Annotated in this window: 23 protein-coding genes and 1 other annotated feature; of the genes, 4 read left to right on the top strand and 19 right to left on the bottom strand. The window is 44.2% G+C overall.

Going from position 1 to position 20014, the window contains the following annotated elements; all coding sequences use genetic code 11:
* Positions 1-16: 16 nt before the first annotated feature.
* The 5 genes from tgt to CSV67_RS01360 all read right to left on the bottom strand — a co-directional run bounded on the left by tgt (position 17) and on the right by CSV67_RS01360 (position 4901).
* Entirely contained in the window at positions 17-1156 is a 1140-nt protein-coding gene (tgt, locus tag CSV67_RS01380; protein WP_099629833.1) for a tRNA guanosine(34) transglycosylase Tgt, read from the bottom strand.
* The gene (queA, locus tag CSV67_RS01375) at positions 1157-2209 is read right to left on the bottom strand and encodes a tRNA preQ1(34) S-adenosylmethionine ribosyltransferase-isomerase QueA (RefSeq protein WP_099629832.1); all 1053 of its coding nucleotides are present in this window, start codon (positions 2207-2209) and stop codon (positions 1157-1159) included.
* An 18-nt stretch (positions 2210-2227) separates the two neighbouring features.
* Positions 2228-3226, bottom strand: a complete 999-nt coding sequence (gene ruvB, locus CSV67_RS01370) for a Holliday junction branch migration DNA helicase RuvB (protein ID WP_099629831.1) — start codon at positions 3224-3226, stop codon at positions 2228-2230.
* A gap of 19 nt (positions 3227-3245) precedes the next feature.
* Positions 3246-3851, bottom strand: a complete 606-nt coding sequence (gene ruvA, locus CSV67_RS01365; RefSeq protein ID WP_099629830.1) for a Holliday junction branch migration protein RuvA — start codon at positions 3849-3851, stop codon at positions 3246-3248.
* A 483-nt stretch (positions 3852-4334) separates the two neighbouring features.
* The gene (locus CSV67_RS01360) at positions 4335-4901 is read right to left on the bottom strand and encodes an NADPH-dependent FMN reductase (RefSeq protein WP_099629829.1); all 567 of its coding nucleotides are present in this window, start codon (positions 4899-4901) and stop codon (positions 4335-4337) included.
* 156 nt (positions 4902-5057) lie between these two features.
* On the opposite strand from CSV67_RS01360, the gene CSV67_RS01355 reads away from it, so the two are divergent.
* The 4 genes from CSV67_RS01355 to CSV67_RS01340 all read left to right on the top strand — a co-directional run bounded on the left by CSV67_RS01355 (position 5058) and on the right by CSV67_RS01340 (position 9242).
* Complete coding sequence (locus CSV67_RS01355; protein WP_099629828.1) at positions 5058-5681, top strand: hypothetical protein; 624 nt, start codon at positions 5058-5060, stop codon at positions 5679-5681.
* 677 nt (positions 5682-6358) lie between these two features.
* On the top strand, positions 6359-6562 hold the full coding sequence (gene tatA / locus CSV67_RS01350; protein ID WP_099629827.1) for a twin-arginine translocase TatA/TatE family subunit: 204 nt from the start codon (positions 6359-6361) through the stop codon (positions 6560-6562).
* Between the two features lie 74 nt (positions 6563-6636).
* The gene (locus CSV67_RS01345) at positions 6637-7476 is read left to right on the top strand and encodes a gluconate 2-dehydrogenase subunit 3 family protein (RefSeq protein WP_099629826.1); all 840 of its coding nucleotides are present in this window, start codon (positions 6637-6639) and stop codon (positions 7474-7476) included.
* A 17-nt stretch (positions 7477-7493) separates the two neighbouring features.
* On the top strand, positions 7494-9242 hold the full coding sequence (locus tag CSV67_RS01340; protein ID WP_099629825.1) for a GMC family oxidoreductase: 1749 nt from the start codon (positions 7494-7496) through the stop codon (positions 9240-9242).
* A 188-nt stretch (positions 9243-9430) separates the two neighbouring features.
* On the opposite strand, the gene CSV67_RS01335 is transcribed toward CSV67_RS01340, so the two are convergent.
* From CSV67_RS01335 to minC, 14 genes are all read right to left on the bottom strand, one after another.
* On the bottom strand, positions 9431-10156 hold the full coding sequence (locus CSV67_RS01335; protein WP_099629824.1) for a YebC/PmpR family DNA-binding transcriptional regulator: 726 nt from the start codon (positions 10154-10156) through the stop codon (positions 9431-9433).
* Between the two features lie 12 nt (positions 10157-10168).
* Positions 10169-11038, bottom strand: coding sequence for a phosphotransferase (locus CSV67_RS01330; RefSeq protein ID WP_099629823.1), 870 nt, complete (start codon positions 11036-11038; stop codon positions 10169-10171).
* Positions 11039-11044: 6 nt separating this feature from the next.
* Entirely contained in the window at positions 11045-12145 is a 1101-nt protein-coding gene (locus tag CSV67_RS16755; RefSeq protein WP_199173102.1) for a LysM peptidoglycan-binding domain-containing protein, read from the bottom strand.
* A gap of 449 nt (positions 12146-12594) precedes the next feature.
* Positions 12595-13479, bottom strand: a complete 885-nt coding sequence (pheA, locus tag CSV67_RS01320; RefSeq protein ID WP_099630009.1) for a prephenate dehydratase — start codon at positions 13477-13479, stop codon at positions 12595-12597.
* A 31-nt stretch (positions 13480-13510) separates the two neighbouring features.
* Complete coding sequence (locus tag CSV67_RS01315; RefSeq protein WP_029053700.1) at positions 13511-13966, bottom strand: ACT domain-containing protein; 456 nt, start codon at positions 13964-13966, stop codon at positions 13511-13513.
* A 31-nt stretch (positions 13967-13997) separates the two neighbouring features.
* Complete coding sequence (obgE, locus tag CSV67_RS01310) at positions 13998-15290, bottom strand: GTPase ObgE (RefSeq protein WP_099629822.1); 1293 nt, start codon at positions 15288-15290, stop codon at positions 13998-14000.
* A 3-nt stretch (positions 15291-15293) separates the two neighbouring features.
* Positions 15294-15827 (bottom strand): Spo0B domain-containing protein, encoded by a 534-nt coding sequence (locus CSV67_RS01305; RefSeq protein WP_099629821.1) that lies wholly within the window; start codon positions 15825-15827, stop codon positions 15294-15296.
* Between the two features lie 331 nt (positions 15828-16158).
* Entirely contained in the window at positions 16159-16452 is a 294-nt protein-coding gene (rpmA, locus tag CSV67_RS01300; RefSeq protein ID WP_083031825.1) for a 50S ribosomal protein L27, read from the bottom strand.
* Positions 16453-16464: 12 nt separating this feature from the next.
* Positions 16465-16791: a ribosomal-processing cysteine protease Prp gene (locus tag CSV67_RS01295; RefSeq protein ID WP_085131021.1), complete on the bottom strand. Its 327-nt coding sequence runs from the start codon at positions 16789-16791 to the stop codon at positions 16465-16467.
* A 6-nt stretch (positions 16792-16797) separates the two neighbouring features.
* On the bottom strand, positions 16798-17106 hold the full coding sequence (rplU, locus tag CSV67_RS01290) for a 50S ribosomal protein L21 (protein WP_085131022.1): 309 nt from the start codon (positions 17104-17106) through the stop codon (positions 16798-16800).
* 13 nt (positions 17107-17119) lie between these two features.
* Positions 17120-17196 (bottom strand) — a sequence feature (ribosomal protein L21 leader region).
* 70 nt (positions 17197-17266) lie between these two features.
* Positions 17267-17884: a metalloprotease gene (locus CSV67_RS01285; RefSeq protein ID WP_099629820.1), complete on the bottom strand. Its 618-nt coding sequence runs from the start codon at positions 17882-17884 to the stop codon at positions 17267-17269.
* Positions 17881-18423 (bottom strand): peptidoglycan DD-metalloendopeptidase family protein, encoded by a 543-nt coding sequence (locus tag CSV67_RS01280; protein WP_099629819.1) that lies wholly within the window; start codon positions 18421-18423, stop codon positions 17881-17883. Before CSV67_RS01280 ends, CSV67_RS01285 begins: the two co-directional genes overlap by 4 nt.
* Before the next feature lie 99 nt (positions 18424-18522).
* Positions 18523-19323, bottom strand: coding sequence for a septum site-determining protein MinD (minD, locus tag CSV67_RS01275; protein WP_099629818.1), 801 nt, complete (start codon positions 19321-19323; stop codon positions 18523-18525).
* Position 19324: 1 nt separating this feature from the next.
* Positions 19325-19996, bottom strand: a complete 672-nt coding sequence (gene minC / locus CSV67_RS01270) for a septum site-determining protein MinC (protein ID WP_085131026.1) — start codon at positions 19994-19996, stop codon at positions 19325-19327.
* Positions 19997-20014: the final 18 nt, after the last annotated feature.

The raw sequence follows: 20014 nt of genomic DNA, 5'->3' as shown, positions 1-20014 counted from the left end.
TTTTATTATACAAGATTTAAAAGTTTTTTGCATTCGGTTTGTTAAAGCCGTATTGCTCAAAAAACTCTTCACGGAAATCACCGAGGCGATCTTCACGTATAGCCTGGCGTACTTGCTCCATTAAATTCAGCAAAAAGTGCAAGTTATGGTAGGACGTTAAACGTATGCCAAATGTTTCACCCGCACGAATTAAATGACGAATATATGCCCGACTATAGTTTTTGCACGCATAACAATCACAGTTCGGATCAAGCGGACCAAAATCTCTTTCGTACTTTGCGTTTTTGACAACTACGCGACCTTCACTTGTCATCAACGTACCGTTACGTGCGATACGCGTCGGCAAGACACAGTCAAACATATCGATTCCACGCATTGCGCCGTCGATCAACGAGTCCGGTGATCCAACACCCATCAAATAACGAGGCTTATCTTGCGGAAGAAGAGGTGTCGTGAAATCCAGCACATTATTCATAATATCTTTTGGCTCTCCGACAGACAATCCACCGATTGCATAGCCTGGGAAATCCATGGATACTAAATCATGTGCACTTTGCTTACGTAGGTCTTCAAACTCGCCGCCTTGTACGATACCGAATAATCCTTGATCATGAGGACGTCCGTGTGCTTCTAGGCAACGCTCTGCCCACCGTGACGTACGCTCGACACTTGCTTTCATATACTCATGCGTCGCGGGGAATGGAGGACATTCGTCAAACGCCATCATAATATCGGCTCCAAGATCATTTTGGATTTCCATCGCTTTTTCCGGACTTAAAAACAGCTTATCTCCATTGATATGATTCCGGAAATGAACGCCTTCTTCTTTAATATCACGGAATTTACTAAGTGAAAACACTTGGAAGCCACCGGAATCCGTCAAAATCGGACGATCCCAGTTCATGAACTTATGTAGTCCGCCCGCTTCTTTGACGATTTCATTACCTGGACGTAGCCATAAATGATACGTATTACTTAAAATAATGCCTGCACCCATTGCTTTCAATTCTTCCGGAGCCATCGTTTTGACCGTAGCTTGTGTTCCGACTGGCATAAAAGCAGGTGTTTCAAATGAACCGTGTGGCGTATGAACAATTCCAAGTCGCGCACCCGTTTGTTTACATGTTTTGATATGTTCGTACGTAATAGCTGCCAATTAATCTCGTTCCTTTCTTGTAGCAGGGCGGATGAACATCGCGTCCCCAAAACTGAAAAAGCGATACTGCTCTTCCACTGCTTGTTCATATGCATGCATCACATGATCGCGTCCGGCAAATGCCGACAACAGCATCAATAACGTAGATTTAGGTAAGTGGAAATTCGTCACCAACCCGTCAATCGCTTTAAACTCATACCCAGGATAAATAAAAATCGAAGTCCAGCCACTTGCTGCGACTACTTCTCCATTATTCTCCGAAGCAATTGTCTCAAGCGTCCGAGTAGACGTCGTACCCACCGCCACTACGCTGCCACCACTAGCTTTTGTCTTTCGAACCAGTGCCGCCGTTTCTTCCGTCATCACATAATATTCCGCATGCATCGTATGGTCTTCAATGGAATCCACACTAACGGGACGGAATGTACCCAGTCCGACATGCAATGTAATGAAAGCGATTTGAACACCTTTTTCACGCAATGCATCTAAAATTTCATCCGTGAAATGCAAACCTGCTGTAGGTGCTGCTGCAGAGCCGCGCTCTTTTGCAAAAACCGTTTGATAACGCGTCTGATCTTCCAGCGTCTCAGTAATATAAGGCGGCAACGGCATCTGTCCGAGCTGGTCGAGTAGTTCATAGAAAATGCCGTCATAACTAAATTTGAACTCACGCCCACCTTGTTCACCGAGTGCTGTACATTCTGCCTGCAACAAGCCGTCACCAAACGTCACGACCGTCCCCACTTTTATACGTTTTGAAGGTTTGACCAACGTTTCCCAGCGGTCATCCCCTGTTTCTTTTAACAATAACACTTCAATCGTCGCACCGGTTTCTTCTTTCGTACCGATCAAGCGCGCCGGCAATACTTTTGTATCATTCAACACTAGCAAATCCCCTGATTCCAGTTCATCCACTAAATCACGGAAATGCTTATGTGTCACGCTACCGTTATCGCGTCCCATGACAAGTAAACGGCTCGCTGTGCGATCCAAAAGCGGGGTTTGAGCTATTAACTGTTCTGGTAAATCAAAATCAAAGTCTTCTACTTCCATCATGCTAACTCCTATCTGTCATTCAGGAAGCGGATAGCCGAAATGCTCGTAAGCCTTTTCCGTCGCCATCCGCCCCCTAGATGTACGTTGAATAAATCCCATTTGTAATAAATATGGCTCATAAACGTCTTCGATCGTCACGGACTCTTCGCCAATACTCGCAGCGAGTGTATCGATACCAACTGGACCGCCACGGAACCGTTCGATCATGCTATGGAGCAACTGATGATCGATTTGATCGAGTCCATGATGATCTACTTGTAGCATATCAAGTGCTTCTTGCGCAATGGAAAGCGTAATGATTCCGTTACCGCGCACTTGTGCGTAATCGCGCACTCTTCGCAGTAGACGATTGGCAATGCGCGGAGTTCCACGAGAGCGTTTTGCCAGTTCCACAGCTGCCTGTGGATCGATGTGCACGTCAAACAAATTCGCACTTCGAATCACGATCTCTGTCAACGATTCCACTTCATAATATTCCAGTCGAAGCGGTACACCGAAACGATCACGCAATGGTGCAGACAATGCCCCTGCACGCGTCGTCGCGCCGATCAATGTAAACGGCGGCAAATCCAGTCGCACAGAACGCGCAGTCGGACCTTTTCCGACCATAATATCAAGACAAAAATCCTCCATCGCTGGATACAGCACTTCTTCAATGGCCCGGTTCAGCCGGTGGATTTCATCGATGAATAAAACGTCACCCGGCTCCAATGAAGATACCACTGCCGCCAAGTCACCCGGACGTTCAATTGCAGGGCCACTCGTCATGCGGACATTGACACCCATTTCATTGCCGATGACCGTAGCGAGCGTTGTCTTTCCAAGCCCAGGAGGACCATACAGCAGCACATGATCCAAACATTCTTCCCGTTTTTTTGCTGCCTCGATAAAGATGGATAAGTTATCTTTCGCCTGCTGCTGACCGATATATTGTTGCAATAATTGCGGGCGTAATGATTGTTCAAAGCCTTCATCAAAATCCGTCACTTCATTCGTCAGTATGCGTTCATCCATTGGAACCACCTCCATCGTATTAGCCTTGTTTCAATAGTAATTTTAATGCCAGTCGCATATAGCCTTCCGTATCGAGTTCTTCTTTCTCGAGTTTAGGCTTCACTTTCTTCAGTTCACGATCAGAATAACCAAGTGCAGTCAACGCAAGCATCGCTTCATCGAGCTCATCACTTTCAGCAAGTGTCAATAGCGTGTCTTCGGAATCCGGCAAATCAATTTCCGTAAATAGATCATGAAGTTTGCCTTTTAAATCCAAAATCATCTGACGCGCTGTCTTCTTGCCGACACCCGGAAATTGCACGAGGAACGCTTCATCTTCACGCTCAATCGCACTCACTACTTGAGAAGGCAAGCCGTTCGCAAGAATTGCGAGCGCGCCTTTAGGACCGATTCCCGAAACGGTAATCAGTTTACGGAACAGTTCACGTTGTTCTAGCGTCTTGAAGCCGATCAATAACTGCGTATCTTCACGCACATGCAAATACGTGAACACTTGCTGCACCTCGTCGGTTATGTGGAACGCAAATGGATTCGGCGTCATAACTTGCCAACCGATTCCCGATTGCTCCAGCACAACATATTCCGGTGTCACGCGTGTTACATGGCCTTTTATGTAATCGTACAAATTATTCTCCCCCTAAAGTATACCTGCTATTATAGCATACGAACGGGTTTTCTACCTGTTCAACCTCTAGAAATTTGCATAAATAAAATAGGAATGTACTTTCACTAATTTACGTTCAACAGCGCATACTTTGGAGTGGTGACGGAACTTGTGTGTGTGATGGGATGGAAGCTCCAGTTGGGGACGCTACCCTCACTTCGTTCAGTCCAGGGTCTCGGACTCACGCTGATCCACCAGGAAGAGCCGTAACGAAGAACGGCTTTTGCGAGTAAAAGCGAAGCGTTAGGAGCATATCTTTGCACTAGCGAACAGTTGGCTCACCGCGTGTCCTCTAGGATAGCGTCCCCTCCGAAGCACCAATCCCTCCCCTTAGTCCTCTGCCAGCCTTTTGTTTTCTTATCGCATACTATTTCGCGCCAAAAAAGAGCTGTCACCAGTCGTCATTTAAAATAATGACGACTTGGACAGCTCCATTCATCCTACTCATGCGTGAGCGATTGCTTGTTGTTTCTTATGGAATGCGATGAAATTCTGTACGACCGTATCGAGGAATGCGATCGTGGCTTCATCCGTAATATTTCCTTCTTCATCCATTTTTGTATGAACAGCACCGATATATACTTCATTACCTGGCAATAAGTTTGGCGCTAGTGCTGGGTTAGAAAGAATTTCGCGTAAGTGGATCTGTGCTCTAACTGAACCGAAAACTCCCATTGATGACCCAACAATAAAGCCTGTTTTGCCGTGTAATGTAAAGTCGCCACCACGTGACAACCAATCCAATGCGTTTTTCATTGCGCCTGGAATAGAGAAGTTATATTCTGGTGTCGCGAACATCACTGCATCTGAATCTTTCACGTCATCTTTGAATGTTTGTACGGCTACAGTTGGTTCGCTTTCAATATCAATAGAGAACATTTCTAAATCGTTGATGAGAACCGGTGTAATTTCCAATTCCTCTTTATAACGCTCAGCCATGAATTTCACTAATTTTAAATTGTATGACGTGGAACTTGTACTTCCGATTACCGCTTTGACTTTAATTGTCATGATGAAAATCTCCCTTGTGTTTAATCTCTGCAGGCTTTATCATAGCGCTTGCTTATTTTTATTTCTAATAATTTGCTTAGCTGTTGAAACCTTGATCACCATGTAAACGTATACATATAAAGAAGTGCCACACCTCATCTTAAAGGAGGAAGCTCTATGCGAAAAACTATTTACGTAAACTTTGCTCTGTCGCTGCTACTAGTCGGTTGCAATTCGGAAACCAAAAAACCTACTCATGAAGTGAAGCCATCCGATGAAACGGTGATCGAAGAAATAGCTGATGTTCCTACATCATTGCCAAAACGTGAACCGACGAAGGATGTTGTACTATCTGTCGAAGGTGAAGACTCCACTATCACCATGAACCTCGTCGAAGGTAGCGGTGCACTGTATTCGTTATATATCGATCCCGAGCGTTATACGTTTGAGAACGGTGAGAAAGAAGATAAACTCACCCCGATTGCCAAGACGCCTACTGATTATCCTGAGGTACATATGACATTTCTATACCTCGAAGATCAAACTCCAGAAAATGTAAAGGAAGATGTGAAACAAGAATACCGGATGCCGCTTGAAGAAAAGACTATTTCCGCACCGGTACACGCCCTTTCATTGCAAGGTACTGCAGGAGAAAAATCCGATAGCGAAGTCGTGACGATCTATATAATAGAAGTTAAGGGAGGCATATTGCTTATTAAAGAGAACTATTTCCTTGAAGCACAAGAAGGCCATGGTGCACGATTCGAACAGATGTTGGAGACATTAGAAGTGCGTAAATAGCAAAAAGTAACCAAAAGAATTACTTGACCTCTTTAATTGATTCGTACACATGCAAGCCACTACCTAATACGTCTTCATTCGCTGTGGAATGAAGACGTATTAGGTAGTTTAGTTGACAGCAAAATGAATTCGCTTGGACCTATACTATTCATCCAGTCAACTTCGCAAACCGCTAGGATCTACCAACTCCAAATCCTCTTCTACATAGACTATTCCCCTCTTTGAATTAGCTACGTTTTCTTCTTTTCTATGTCCTATCGCCATTCTATATTTGTATTAAATCTAGTAAAAGCTTCAATTGAATGAAAGAAGTACTATTTTATATGGCAACCATTCATCACATGTGACACCTATCATTTTCCCACTATTTGGTTTTTTCATTAATTTATCTTAGATTTACAATTAGGCAAGATATGTCATTCGCCAACTTTAAAGCTGCCGTTACTTCTACTTCTATGAGTATCTCAAGGTATTCATAGTAAATTAATTATGCAGACTATTTCATGTATTCATACAATGAAGATACGTAAAATGCTTTGTAAAATTACTTTGCATTTTTTGTCGAATAACACTATCATATATGAGGGCCAGAGTTCCTTTACGAATTTAGCAAACTAGCCAGAGCTCTACCCATACATTATAAATATGTAAAACTACTATTAAAGGGAGGGAGTTAGATGAGTTTGGCGTCCATCGGTGTACCAGGATTAATAATCATATTAGTAATTATCTTAATTTTATTCGGACCGCGAAAATTGCCGGAAATTGGTTCCGCTGTCGGGAAAACCTTAGCAGAATTTAAAAAGGCAACAAATGACATTTTAGAAGAAGACGACAAAGACAAGAAAACTGAATTGGAAAAGTCTGAGTCAATAAAGTAAGTAGACGGTGCGATTACACTTGCCTCGGCAAATGTCGCCACATTTAATGACAAATGTGAAGGAGGAACTAAACGATGACCAATAATAAAAATTCCAATCAAGATACTCAAGATTTAAGTCGAAGAAAGTTTTTGAAGAGTGGCGGTCTTGTCGCTGGTGGACTTTTAGGCGGCTCTCTCTTTGGTGGCTTGCTAACAAATCAGTTCCAAAAAGGAACGAAGGATGAAGCGACACCACAAGCAGACAAACCAGTCTCGTTTGATGCACGTACGTTTTTCAGTCGAAATGAAGACTTTGCGTTGCTATCTGCTGCAACTGAAAGAATCTATCCAGAGAATAAAAATGGAATGGGTGCAATTGAACTAGGTGTGCCGTACTTCATTGACCGTCAATGTGCGAGCAACTGGGGAAGAAATGCGGATGATTATATGCACGGTCCTTTCCCAACGGTCATAAAAACTGACGGATATCAAGAAGAAAAACGACAAAATAACGAAGTCATCACATCGTCTTCCGTCGTGAAAGTACCTGCTGGAACGGCTAACTATCAAACTAAAATGACAAGAGGCACATTTTTCCTTGAAGGGCTTACCGCTATGGAGAAAACTTCACAAGATAAATTTGGTGATCGTTTTGTCAATCTTGAACCTGAACAGCAAGATGAAATTTTACACATGTTTGAAAAAGGTGAAGTAAAGTTCAGTGGTGTAGATTCCTCAGACTTCTTTAGATTGTTGCGTCAAACAACTATCGAAGGCGTCTATGCAGATCCTGTTTACGGTGGAAATCGTAATATGGAAGCTTGGAGGATGAAAGAATACCCTGGGCCAATCATGAGCTTTTTAGATAAAATTGAAGAAGAAGAGTTTATTGTAATGGAGCCTTCAAGTTTACGTAACTACCAAGGGCTTTAATTGAGGAGGACGCATAAATGGCTAAAAAATTAGAAAAAGTAGACGTTGTAGTCGTTGGTAGTGGTTGGGCTGGCGGTATCGTTTCAGCTGAACTTTCCAAAGCAGGCTATCAAGTCGTAATGTTGGAACGTGGTAAAGATCAAACACGTTCAGATTTTATAGGTGTTAAAGACGAACTACGTTATTCAAATAGATATGAAATGATTGAAAAATTAACTGGCGATACGATTACGTCTCGTGTTTCGATAGGTGATGCTGCATTACCTGTACGCTTGCAAAAAGACATGAATACGGGGACGGATCTTGGAGGCGGAAGTATGCACTGGGCAGGTTCCGTATACCGCTGGCGTTCTTATGACTTCGAAATTCGTTCAAAAACCATTGAACGTTATGGAGAAGGTAAAATTCCAGAAGGGATGCAAATCCGTGACTGGGGAATTACGTATGATGAACTAGAGCCGTATTATGCTAAATGGGAACAAACCGCTGGGATTTCAGGAGAACCAGATCCACTTGGCGACAAGAGATCAAACGAGTATCCAAACCCACCAATGTTAGCTTCACCTGCGATTAAACTATTTAAAGAATCGGCAAAAGAACTCGGCTTACACCCGTATCAAATGGCTTCTGGAAACATGTCGCAAACTTATACGAATCCTGACGGTGAAACATTGAACCAATGTATGTTCTGTTCATTCTGTACGATGTACGGCTGTGACTTCGGTTCAAAATCGGATCCTCTTGCAACCGTTATTCCGACTGCTCGGAAAACAGGTAACTGTGAAATCAGAACCAATTCACTTGTCCGAAGAGTTATACATAAAGATGGTAAAGCGACGGGCGTTTTATATACGGATACAAGAACTGGTCAAGAATTCGAACAACCAGCTGATGTTGTCGTTCTTGCGGCATTCACATTCTCAAATAACCGCTTACTGATGTTATCGGATATCGGTGAAATCTATAACCCTGAGACTAGAAAAGGAACGATTGGCCGTAACTTTACGGGTCAATTCAACAGTACTTTCCTAGGGGCTACAGGATTCTTTAACGAGAAAAAATTCAACTACTACATGGGTGCTGGTGGATTAGGTGGCGCTTTAAGCGATTATGACGCTGACCTATTTGACCACACTAATTTAGACTTCATTCACGGTGGCGGAATCGAACTTCGTCAATACGGAGATGCGGCAATTAAGAATAACTTTGTTCCTAAAGGCACACCAACATGGGGTGAAGAATTTAAAGAGAAATCACTCTTCTATGCTTTCCGCACATTAACGGTGTGGTACTCAGCAGCAGTTATGCCTTGGTGGCACAACTATATGGACCTAGACCCTACTTATAAAGATGAGTTCGGAGATCCATTATTACGTATTACAAACAAACTAACAGACCAAGATAAGAACATTGCGAAATTCGGTATCGAAAAATGTGCTGAAATCGTTGAAGCAATGGGTGCGGATATTATTGATAAGGACGAATTACCAGACCAATTTGACCACTCTTACTTCGGTATGCACTATATTGGCGGCGTAGCTATGGGTGAAGATCCAGAGACGTCTGCGGTAAATAACTACTTGCAACTGTGGGAAATGGAAAACTTATTCGTCGTTGGCGGATCTGCTCTACCTCACTTTAGTAGTCATCACCCTACACCAACAATCGGTGCGCTTGCATACCGTGCAGCTGAAGGTATTGATAAATACTTAAAAGAAAACGGCGGTCTCTTAACGCAACCAAAAGCATCTAGCGTCAAAGCATAATAGCTACAACACAACCCCTCACTTGGCAGTATGAAAGTGAGGGGTTATTTTTTCGAATCCACTGCACATTCATCTGCCGGTCCATTCAAAAGCAATTAACTCGGGCGATAATGAATCCCATTGTTCTTGTGAATAACAAAAAGCCCGTCAACAACTTTACTTACAAGTTGTTGACGGACTAACATTCCTTACTCATCCGATGCATTAGAATAGACGTTCTGGACATCATCGTCATCTTCTAACGCATCGATCATCTGCATAAACTGTTCTTGCTGCTCTTCACTCAAATCCGCATAAACGGACGGAACCATATCTACTTCTGCTGAAATAAATACTAAATCTTCCGCTTCGAGCGCTTCTTTTACATTCAGGAATTCAGAGGATTCCGTCAGAATTTCAAATCCGTCTTCTGTCGAAATAACATCTTCAGCCCCTGCTTCCAAAGCCGCCAGCATGACTGCGTCCTCGTCCGTTTCTTGCGTACGTTCGATGAACAGACGGCCTTTGCGTTCAAATAAATAGTTGACAGAGCCAGTTTCTCCTAAACTACCGCCATTTTTATTGAATGCCACGCGCATATTGGGTCCCGTACGATTGCGGTTTTCTGTCAAGGTATATACGAGGACGGCAACACCGCCCGGTCCGTATCCTTCATAGATTACTTCTTCATAGTTTTCATCCGCACCTGAACCTGTTGCTTTATCAATTGCCCGCTGAATAACATCATTCGGGACATTCGCACTCTTTGATTTATCGATTGCTAGACGTAAAGCTGGATTCGTGTCTGGATCATCTCCGCCAGACTTTGCTGCCACGTAAATTTCACGCGACATCTTCTGAAAGATCTTTCCTCGTTTTGCATCCTGTGCGCCTTTTCTATTTTGGATATTCTTCCACTTTGAATGGCCTGCCATGGATCAAACCTCCTACTTCATCATTCGCTCTATATCATACCATAATCTCGGCCAATGTGAGAGCGCAGTATCTGTGAAATGCAGAAGTTTGCTAGCCATCCGTTGCTGTTGCACTAATGGCAACGACAACAGATGTAACCATTCGCGAAGTACTTCATTCGGATATAATAGCTTCGCAAGAGACTGGTTTGATAAAGTTTGCAGCGCCGGATGCTCACCCATCAAAAAAGTCGGATTATAGGAAATCTGTGGCAACACACGATGCATCCACAACACACGTTCATCCTCTTCCGTTCCAAGACACGCTAAATCAAAATCGATAAAGCGGATATTCCCGTTCGAGTCACGCAAAATATTATGATGTACGACATCACCATGCAGCAGCGTCAAGGAATGTACAGGAGGCGGTTCTTTCTTAGCTATGTGCAACGCATCCTGTCCGTACTTTAACAACTGGTCAATCGTTGTGGAAGCGAGAAACGCTCCACACATTTCCCGCAACTCTTCAAACCGTGCAAGCCGAACTTCCCACTTTTCAATCATATGATAATGCGGTAAACAGGAAATCGATTGCCAATCAATCGTATATTTCGTATCATGTAATGCTTGCAGTGCACGGAACGAATCAATACGGTCAATTCTGCGCTTAAAGTTGACCGCTTTCGCATTTTCCAGCCACGGCTGCATGATCAACAGTGGATCCGATTTATCGACAATCGGCAAGATATACGGAAAATGTTGTGCACTAAGTAATTGATGAACTTGCCGAACTTTCACAGCTTGAGCAAGTGATGCATACTTTTTTACAGAATACACCGCTCCGCCGGATTCCATTTTCCAGACATTCTTTTTGATTTTAGTAAATCGTTGATTGTCTGCCATACGCGGTTACTGGTTTCGGTGCCAGTCCTCCTGTATTGGCATCGGTTGATGTGGAGGTGTATTACACCCACAATCACCCTGATAACCTGGAGGTTGTTGCCACATCGGATGCATTGGCATTGGCATCGGCATCATTTGCGGATACGGCATCCATTGCATCGCCGGCATGCATTCCGGTTGTGTCGACCATTGCGGCTGAACCGGCCAATTTGGTGAGCAATGTGGCTGATTTGACGGACACCATGATGGCGGTACATCTGCTTTAGGCGGCATCGTCGGTTGTTGCGGCATTGGCTGCATCTCAGGCGACTCCGGTTGTGGGATTGGTTGTGGCATCGGTTTCATCTGTAATGAACTCGATTCGATCAACTGCCAGCCATCTGGCATAGGTGCGGGCACTGGTTTATGATGATGAGATGACTCTTCACACCATTCCGGTGACTCTTTTGGCGGCATCGGTTTGATTGGCGCCTGTATTGGCGGTGGCATCGGTGGCATAGGCTGCATCGGCGGCATCGGCTGTTGAGGCATATGTGGATGGCAGTCCGCATCAAAAATTGGCATCCATCCGCAAATCGGGAATACTGCTTGCCACATCGGTGGAGCCGGCATACTTGGCGGCATCGGCATATGAGGCACTGCCGGTGGAGCCTGCTGTTGCGGCATCGGCGGTGGTGGCGGCGCCGGCTGTTGTTGCATTGGCGGTACTTGTGGCAAAGGCTTCTGCTGCATCGGTGGCATCTGTGGCGCTTGTGGAAGCGGCGGCACGTGATGCTTCGGTGGTTTCGTTTGTGGAGGCGCCGGCTTAGAAGGCTTCTCCTGGTGTGGCGGCTTCATCGGTGCTTGGTGATGCGGCTTCTCCTGGTGCGGTTTCTCATGAGGTTTTTCATGGTGTGGTTTTTCATGTGGCTTTTCGTGCGGTTTCGTGTGATCACCTTTATGATGAGGCTTTTTCTTATCCATCGGCAAAAATATTTTCATGCCGGGAACGATATAGTCAGGATTCGCCAGGTGCGCATTCACCCGTTTCAATTCCTCGAACGGTATACCGTATTGTCTTGCGATCTTCCATAATGTATCACCCTTGACGACAATATGAACTTCCACTAACAATTCCCCCTTCCATCAATCCATCGTATGAACGGACGCCTACTTTTGTGACAATATGTGTAGGCTTCCTCTCTTGTTATGTATATTCATCAGGGACTTGTTTATTCCAAATAAAAAACCATCCACGGTAATAGAGGATGGTTGCGAATTAAGTCCGTTCTAATAGTAAGGTAGGAAGATAGTGCATGGGATTTCCACTCCAGCTGGGGAACGCATTCTGGAGGGCGCGGCCCGAGCTTCCGCTTCAATCCTACGTTTATAGTGGATGGACATATATCTCTTATTTACGAGAATGTATGAATTAGTAAAGCCCTTAAACATAGCTAAGTTTAAGGGCAGTTCTAGTTGTATTTCAAGTGTAGTTAACCATTACTAGTCATTGTACAATAAAAATGTCGATAGGTATTATCTAGTCACATTGCAAGAGATTACCAATCTATCTTATCTCAAGAAACAAACTCCCCAGACTCATAGACATAATACGTACCTAGGGAACGCGCTGTGCAGCCGAGTGCAGCCAGCTCTTCCATCGCACCCTTCATCATCGGATGCTCTTCTGACTCATTAATATCAATAATAAAGAAATAATGACCAAGACCCGTCTTCAACGGCCGTGACTCGATCTTGCTCAAGTTCAACCGACGCCACGAGAATACCGACAGAATTTGATGTAGCATCCCTGGACGGTCGTCTTCAGGCAACTTCACCATCAATGTCGTCTTAGATGAAGAAGCATGCTTCGAATGCTCCATCTTCTCCTTACGCAGCGACAACACGACGAAACGAGTATGGTTGAAGTGGAAGTCATGAATATTCTCTTCTGCTATATGTAAACCGTACGTTTCTGCCGCCAAACGGTTGCCAATTGCCGCAACACGCAGTTCTGGCTGCTCAGAAATAGATTTTGCTGCCGCTGCAGTAGACGTCGTTTGAATCAACGGAATCCTGCGGTAACGATACTGCAAAAACTTATGACATTGTGCCAACGCATGCGGATGGGACTGAATCGAATCCAATTCATCCAAATGATCCTTCTGCGATTTATTCACCAACATATGCTGCTCAATCGGCATGGAAATTTCAGCAGTAATAAACAACTCTTCACTATTGAATAAATAATCAATCGTCAACGGTACAGAACCTTCGAGTGCATTCTCCAATGGAACGACCGCATACGCGACGTGTCCTTCTGTCACTGCCTCTATACAATCCGGAATAGTCGGACGTGGTGTTAAGCCTTCCATGCCGAATAAATCGGACGCTGCAATATGGGTGAAGGATGCTTCGGGTCCCAAAAACGCAACGGAAGGTACATACTTCTTTTCGGTCATCATTCTTTCATCTCCCCACTGATTTAAGAGGTCAGAAAACCCCTGAACTAATTAAGTCAACAGAATCAATAAATCGAGGTGCTTTGAGTCGCTGTAAAAATGCTTCTACTTTAATTTCCATTTCCGTCACATCCAGTGATAATGTAATATTGGCGCGCCCCTGGACAGGAATCGTCTGGTGGATCGTCAATACATTACATTTCGCCTCCGAGACGACTTCCAAAAGCACAGCTAAAGAACCCTTTAAATCTTCCAGTTGAATAAAAATCGTCAAAATCCGGTCCCGTGCGATTGATTCGAACGGGAACACGGCATCACGATACTTATAAAAAGCACTCCGTGACAGACCGACCCGTTTAGTTGCTTCTTGGATCGTTGTCACTTCGCCCCTTGCCATCATTCGTTTAGCTTCGAGCATTTTCTGCATCGACTCGGTCAATACATCTTCGCGCACTAAATAAAACTGGCCTTCCCCGATTTGTTCCATTTCGCTCCCCCCAAAACGAGCCATTTCGACCTTACTCCAAGAACTCGAATTCGTAACTCATGATACGTACGATATCGCCGTTTTTCGCACCACGTTCACGCAATGCTTCGTCGATTCCCATTCCACGCATCTGACGAGAGAACTTGCGAACTGATTGATCGAAGTTGAAATCGGTCATCTGGAACAAGCGCTCCAACGTATAACCAGACAACATAAACGCTCCATCATCGTCACGCGAAATAATGAAATCAGGTCCAGTTGATTCGTGTTTATACAATACAGAATTGCTTGTTTCCTCATCCGCATCTGTCAACATAGGGAATTCCGGTGTGGTTTCAAGGAGGTCTAAAATGGCATACAGCAATGGATCTAAACCTGTTCTTGTCAATGCGGAAATCGGGAACACTTGAATCTCTTCATCACCGAGTGCCTCTTTGAATGCCTCTAGATTTTCTTGTGCATCTGGCATATCCATTTTATTCGCCACAATTATCTGTGGACGTTCAGTCAATCGCATATTGTACTGTTCCAGTTCTTTATTGATCGTCTGATAGTCTTCGAACGGCTCACGGCCCTCAAGTCCCGACATATCGATAACATGCACGATAACACGTGTACGTTCGATGTGACGTAAGAACTGATGTCCAAGTCCGACTCCTTCATGTGCCCCTTCAATCAACCCTGGTAAATCCGCCATGACGAATGTACGGTGATCATCGGTTTCAATCATTCCGAGATTAGGAACTAGCGTGGTAAAGTGATAATCCGCGATTTTCGGCTTCGCTGATGAAACGACCGATAGTAACGTCGATTTCCCAACACTTGGGAATCCAACAAGACCCACGTCAGCGAGAACTTTTAATTCAAGGATGATATCCCTACTAACGCCCGGCTCACCTTTTTCAGAAAGCTCTGGCGCTGTGTTCTGCGGCGTAACGAAACGGCTGTTTCCGCGTCCTCCACGCCCACCGCGCGCGATGACTGCTTGCTGGCCATGTTCAACCAAATCTGCAATAATCGTTTCAGTTTCCGCGTCTTTGACGACTGTGCCAGGCGGAACTTTAACGATCATATGCTTACCGCTACGACCGTGCATATTCTTACTTTGACCGTGTTCTCCACGATCCGCTTTAAAGTGACGCTGATAACGGAAATCCATTAACGTACGCAGCCCTTCATCCACGACAAAGATGACGTCTGCGCCTTTCCCGCCATCCCCACCGGATGGTCCACCATTGGCTATATATTTTTCACGACGGAACGAAACCATACCATCGCCACCGTCGCCACCTTTTACAAATACTTTCACGTGATCCACAAACATAATTTATAATCCTCCTAATTGTCCACTGATGGTAAACGTCCATTGATTCGGTTCACCGAGGACTTCGACCGTAAGCTGAGATGAATGTTCTGGGATGTCTAGTTGCTTTGCGTACAGCTCGGTAAATGTCAGTTGCATACTCCAAGATGCATCTTCTGTTGTGACTTCAATCGTCACAGGACAATCTGCATAGCGCTGAATTTGCGCTTCCACAGCCAGCACGACTTGTTCCAAGTAGTCGGCCAACAATTGGTCCATTTCACTTGAATCAATTTTTTCAGTAATATCACAATACAGTTGCACCTTTAAAACCGGATATCGCCACTCAAGTGTCGTGATCCACTCCTCAGTAAGAGGCATGTCTAATCTCTGAAGCAAAGCTTGTCGCTGCATGTCCGCTGTTTTCTCAAGTATACAGTTTCGCGCATCTGTATATTTCCCCATATCAATATTCATGAGGATCAATTGCAGATCATTCATGTGATCGTGTCGACTATATCTCACTGCCTGCGACACATTTAGCTTATTCTTCCCCATATTTTCACCACCAGCTGTTTTCGTACTTCTTAGTATAGCATTTTCGCGCGCAAATCACTAAAAAAATCGTTATGGAGGGACAAATTACTTGAAATGTATGTCCAATCATCATGTTAAATTGGTCAAGCGCTCATTATTCCCCCGTAAGCGATCAATAAACCCTTTAGCCGCTCATAACCGTGATCAAGCGATCATACATACTTGCTATCCGCTCTATCAACCAGGCTAAGCGCTCATACTTTCCTGCCGTCCGCTCATACCCCGATAATCTTGACATAAGAAAAAGGACTGCAACAAGTGCAGTCCTTTTTCACATTGTCATGCTATCCAATTAAGCTTCTTGCGTTGCTGCTGGGTAGACACTGACTTTCTTTTTGTCGCGGCCAAGACGTTCGAAACGAACGACGCCATCGATTTTTGCGAATAGAGTATCATCTCCACCGCGTCCAACGTTTTCACCTGGGTGAATTTTAGTTCCACGCTGGCGATAAAGGATTGATCCACCGGAAACGATTTGTCCATCTGCGCGCTTAGCACCAAGACGTTTCGAATGTGAATCACGACCGTTCTTAGTAGAACCTACACCTTTTTTCGATGCGAAAAACTGAAGATCTAAACGTAACATAGCTGCCACCTCCTACTTTTCAAAGGATAATTTTATATAATCTGCATAGTCTAATTCAATCGTTTGTAAAGAAATAATCATTGCTTGCAGGAGTAGTTGAACTTGCGCATCTTGTTCCGTTACCGGAAATGCCACACGTAAGTATCCACCATCCGCACCTTGATCCACATCGGGTTCAATCGAAGTCAACTGCATAATAGCATTTACCGCACCAAATGATACGGCAGAAGCACCAGCACAAACTAGATCTTGTCCGTGTTCGGCAAAGTTTGCATGACCATCCATCTCAAAAACTGAGATGCGCCCAGAAGGCTCTTTTATAATTCTGACATGTATCATGCCGGATTATAGATTGATTCCGTCAATAACGATTTTCGTGTATGGCTGACGGTGTCCTTGTTTTTTGCGATAGTTTTTCTTCGCCTTATATTTGAAAACAACAATTTTCTTTGCGCGGCCTTGCTTGACAACCTTACCTGTTACAGTTGCGCCTTCTACGAATGGAGCACCGACTTTAACGTCATCTCCGCCCACCATTAGCACCTTGTCAAAAGTTACCACTTCATCAGCTTCACCAGCAATCTTCTCAATGAAGATCTCTTGGCCTGCTTCAACTTTGATTTGTTTTCCACCAGTTTCAATAATTGCGTACATACTTGCACCTCCTCTAATTATACAGACTCGCCTTGACAGGTGATTCAACCTACGAATACTTGAACCTGTTTAGTGCGGTTGTAGCACGGGTGCTACAATCAATAACAGTAAAATATTATCACATAGAAAAGAGCAGGTCAAGCATTCTTCCTAGAATCTTTTAAAAGAAGGAAGTTTCTTTTTTAGTGAGCTGTTCAAAGACTCGCTCATACCTTCTAAAACGATAGGAAATAATGTTTTGCACTGCTAAAAAAGAGGTGATTATTACGAGTGGCATACTATCGGGCAAGTACGCAATTAAAAATGCACAAAGCGATGCAGACACGACGATAGAATACAGTAGGAAATTTGAGCGAGTGGTGTATTTCGTTGCTTCCGTCTCTAGCAAAATAGACACTACTTGTCCACCATCAAGTGGCAGAATGGGTAGTAAGTTCACGCTTAGCAAGATCATCTGAATCCTTAAAAACTGCGTATCCCCCGGGAATGTCAAACATATGCCAAGTACTAATAAAACGGCTGTCGCGACAGGTCCACCTAGCGCCACGATCAGCCGTTGCTGTTTATTTGCCAACTGCCGATTAACAAATTGTAACTCCCCTCCATACGGTAAGATGGTACAACTCCTAATTTTCATTCCGACGTGTCGTGCGGCCAAAACGTGTCCAAGTTCATGAAAAAGTAAAGAGAATAAGAGCATCGCATACATTGACACACCACCGACAATCATGAAAAATAAAAAAATCGGCAACAATACCGGATGAATACGATACTTCATTGCTGGCCGCCCGACATATACGTTGCCAACACGGTAGGCTCCAGCGGTATCCCATTACGTTTCACGCGGATATATACTGCCTCCTCTGCCATTACCGCAATCTCATCCCCAAGTCTCACAGCTGTGTATGGAAGCGTTGAGAACGAGCCTACAAACCCATACGTTACTTCATCACCGTTATCGTACTGAACAGTCACCGTCTTTCCTGACTGCCTGGTATAGCCTGTAAAGACGACTAGTCCGCTTCCTTGTGAAGTAATCGACATAGGTTGTGTATACGAGATAATAGCTCCGTCTTGATAGGGTTGGAACGATTCGTACGTCTTTAATGGATTAAATGCCGAATTCCCTGATACCGTGATGACTTCATCTTCTGATATCAAGGAAGAAACCCACTTCTTCATCACCACAAAATCTTTCCCTGTCGTCACATATTGCGTAATAGGTATATTGATTAGCTGACGTTCTTCCAGTTTTGATAAACCTACAACAGACACCAACAGCACAATGGCCATGATCCATTTTGTTTTCCACTTCATCACGTCCCCTCCCTTACCTGCAGTGTATGAAAAGAAGGAGAAATAAATGACGAATGAAAAAACTCAGCACCGTAAAAGGCACTGAGCTTTGAGTTTGTATTATTTACTGAACATATTCTTGATCTTGCCGAAGAATCCTGCTTTGCTTTTCTCCATCGTCATCAACGGCACAGACTCACCTAAGATGCGTCGTGCAATGTTGCGATAACCGATTGCAGCAGGGTTTGTCGGGTCCATCACGACAGGTTCGCCTTTATTTGAAGCAGAAATAACGTTTTGATCATCCATTACGATACCTAATAAATCAATCGATAAATGCGTCGTGATTTCATTGACATCCAATGTTTCGCCGCTTTCCATCATACCGCTTCTAATGCGGTTGATAATCAATTTCGGCGGTTCAAGTTCTTCTTCTGCTTCAAGCAGTCCAATAATACGGTCTGCGTCACGTACAGCAGAAATCTCTGGAGTCGTCACGACAATCGCGCGGTCCGCACCAGAAATCGCATTTTTGAATCCTTGTTCAATTCCTGCTGGGCAGTCAATTAAAACATAATCATAATCCTGTTTTAATTCTAAAACGAGCTTCTTCATTTGTTCCGGATTCACGGCACTCTTATCGGTCGTCTGTGCTGCTGGCAGCAAGAACAATCGATCCTCGAAGCGCTTATCTTTCACAAGGGCCTGATGTACTTTGCAACGCTCTTCCACCACATCGACCAAATCATAAATAATTCGGTTTTCCAGGCCAAGAATTACGTCCAAGTTACGCAGACCGATATCTGTATCGACTAAACACACTTTTTTCCCTTGTAACGCAAGAGCGGTACCAAGATTGGCTGACGTCGTGGTTTTTCCAACGCCACCTTTACCAGAAGTAATGACAATTGCTTCTCCCAAATTATATACCTCCCTTAAATGTAGCAAGGTCCGGACGTAAATATCGGAGCTCCTGAAGACGGTCTATCGCAATCTGCCCATTCTTTTGAAGATACGCACATTCCATTTCAGGTTGCTCAGAAAGAATCGTCAATTCGTCGGTCATGATTTCGATCTTATCCGCAATTTTCAGATGCGTCGCCTCCAGCCAAGATGCAGCAATGACTGCGTCTTTATTGCCTTGTGCTCCCGCATGTGCAATGCCTTTGACACGACCCAGTACATAAATACTGCCGCCCGCAATGACTTGCGCACTCTGATTCACATCACCGATAATGACCAAATCGCCATCAGCCTTTACGACCTGACCCGATCGAACGATTCCTATATAGGTTTCGGACTGCTTCTCGATCAACTTTCTCTCACACTCTTTTAACGAAATGACGTCACTATGTACCTTCGAAACTCGCAAATGAGGGGAAGTATGAATGACCGATTGAATCTTGTTCATGTCTTTCTCGTCACAATAACGATGCCCTAGATGCAACTGTACTTCAGACACACCTTCAAGTACGCTGCTCTGAACTTTTTCTTTCAACTCACTTAGCAATTCGGTAAATGCGCAATGGTCATCCAATCGTAATACTAAGCCGTCTTTTGTTCCTTTTATCGTTATCAACTGTGATTTCGTCACCTACATCACCTCACAATA

Source organism: Sporosarcina sp. P2 (genome assembly GCF_002743255.1).
Lineage (GTDB): Bacteria > Bacillota > Bacilli > Bacillales_A > Planococcaceae > Sporosarcina.
Note: the sequence above shows the minus strand (reverse complement) of the source record. Positions and strands in the feature narration are given on the sequence as shown.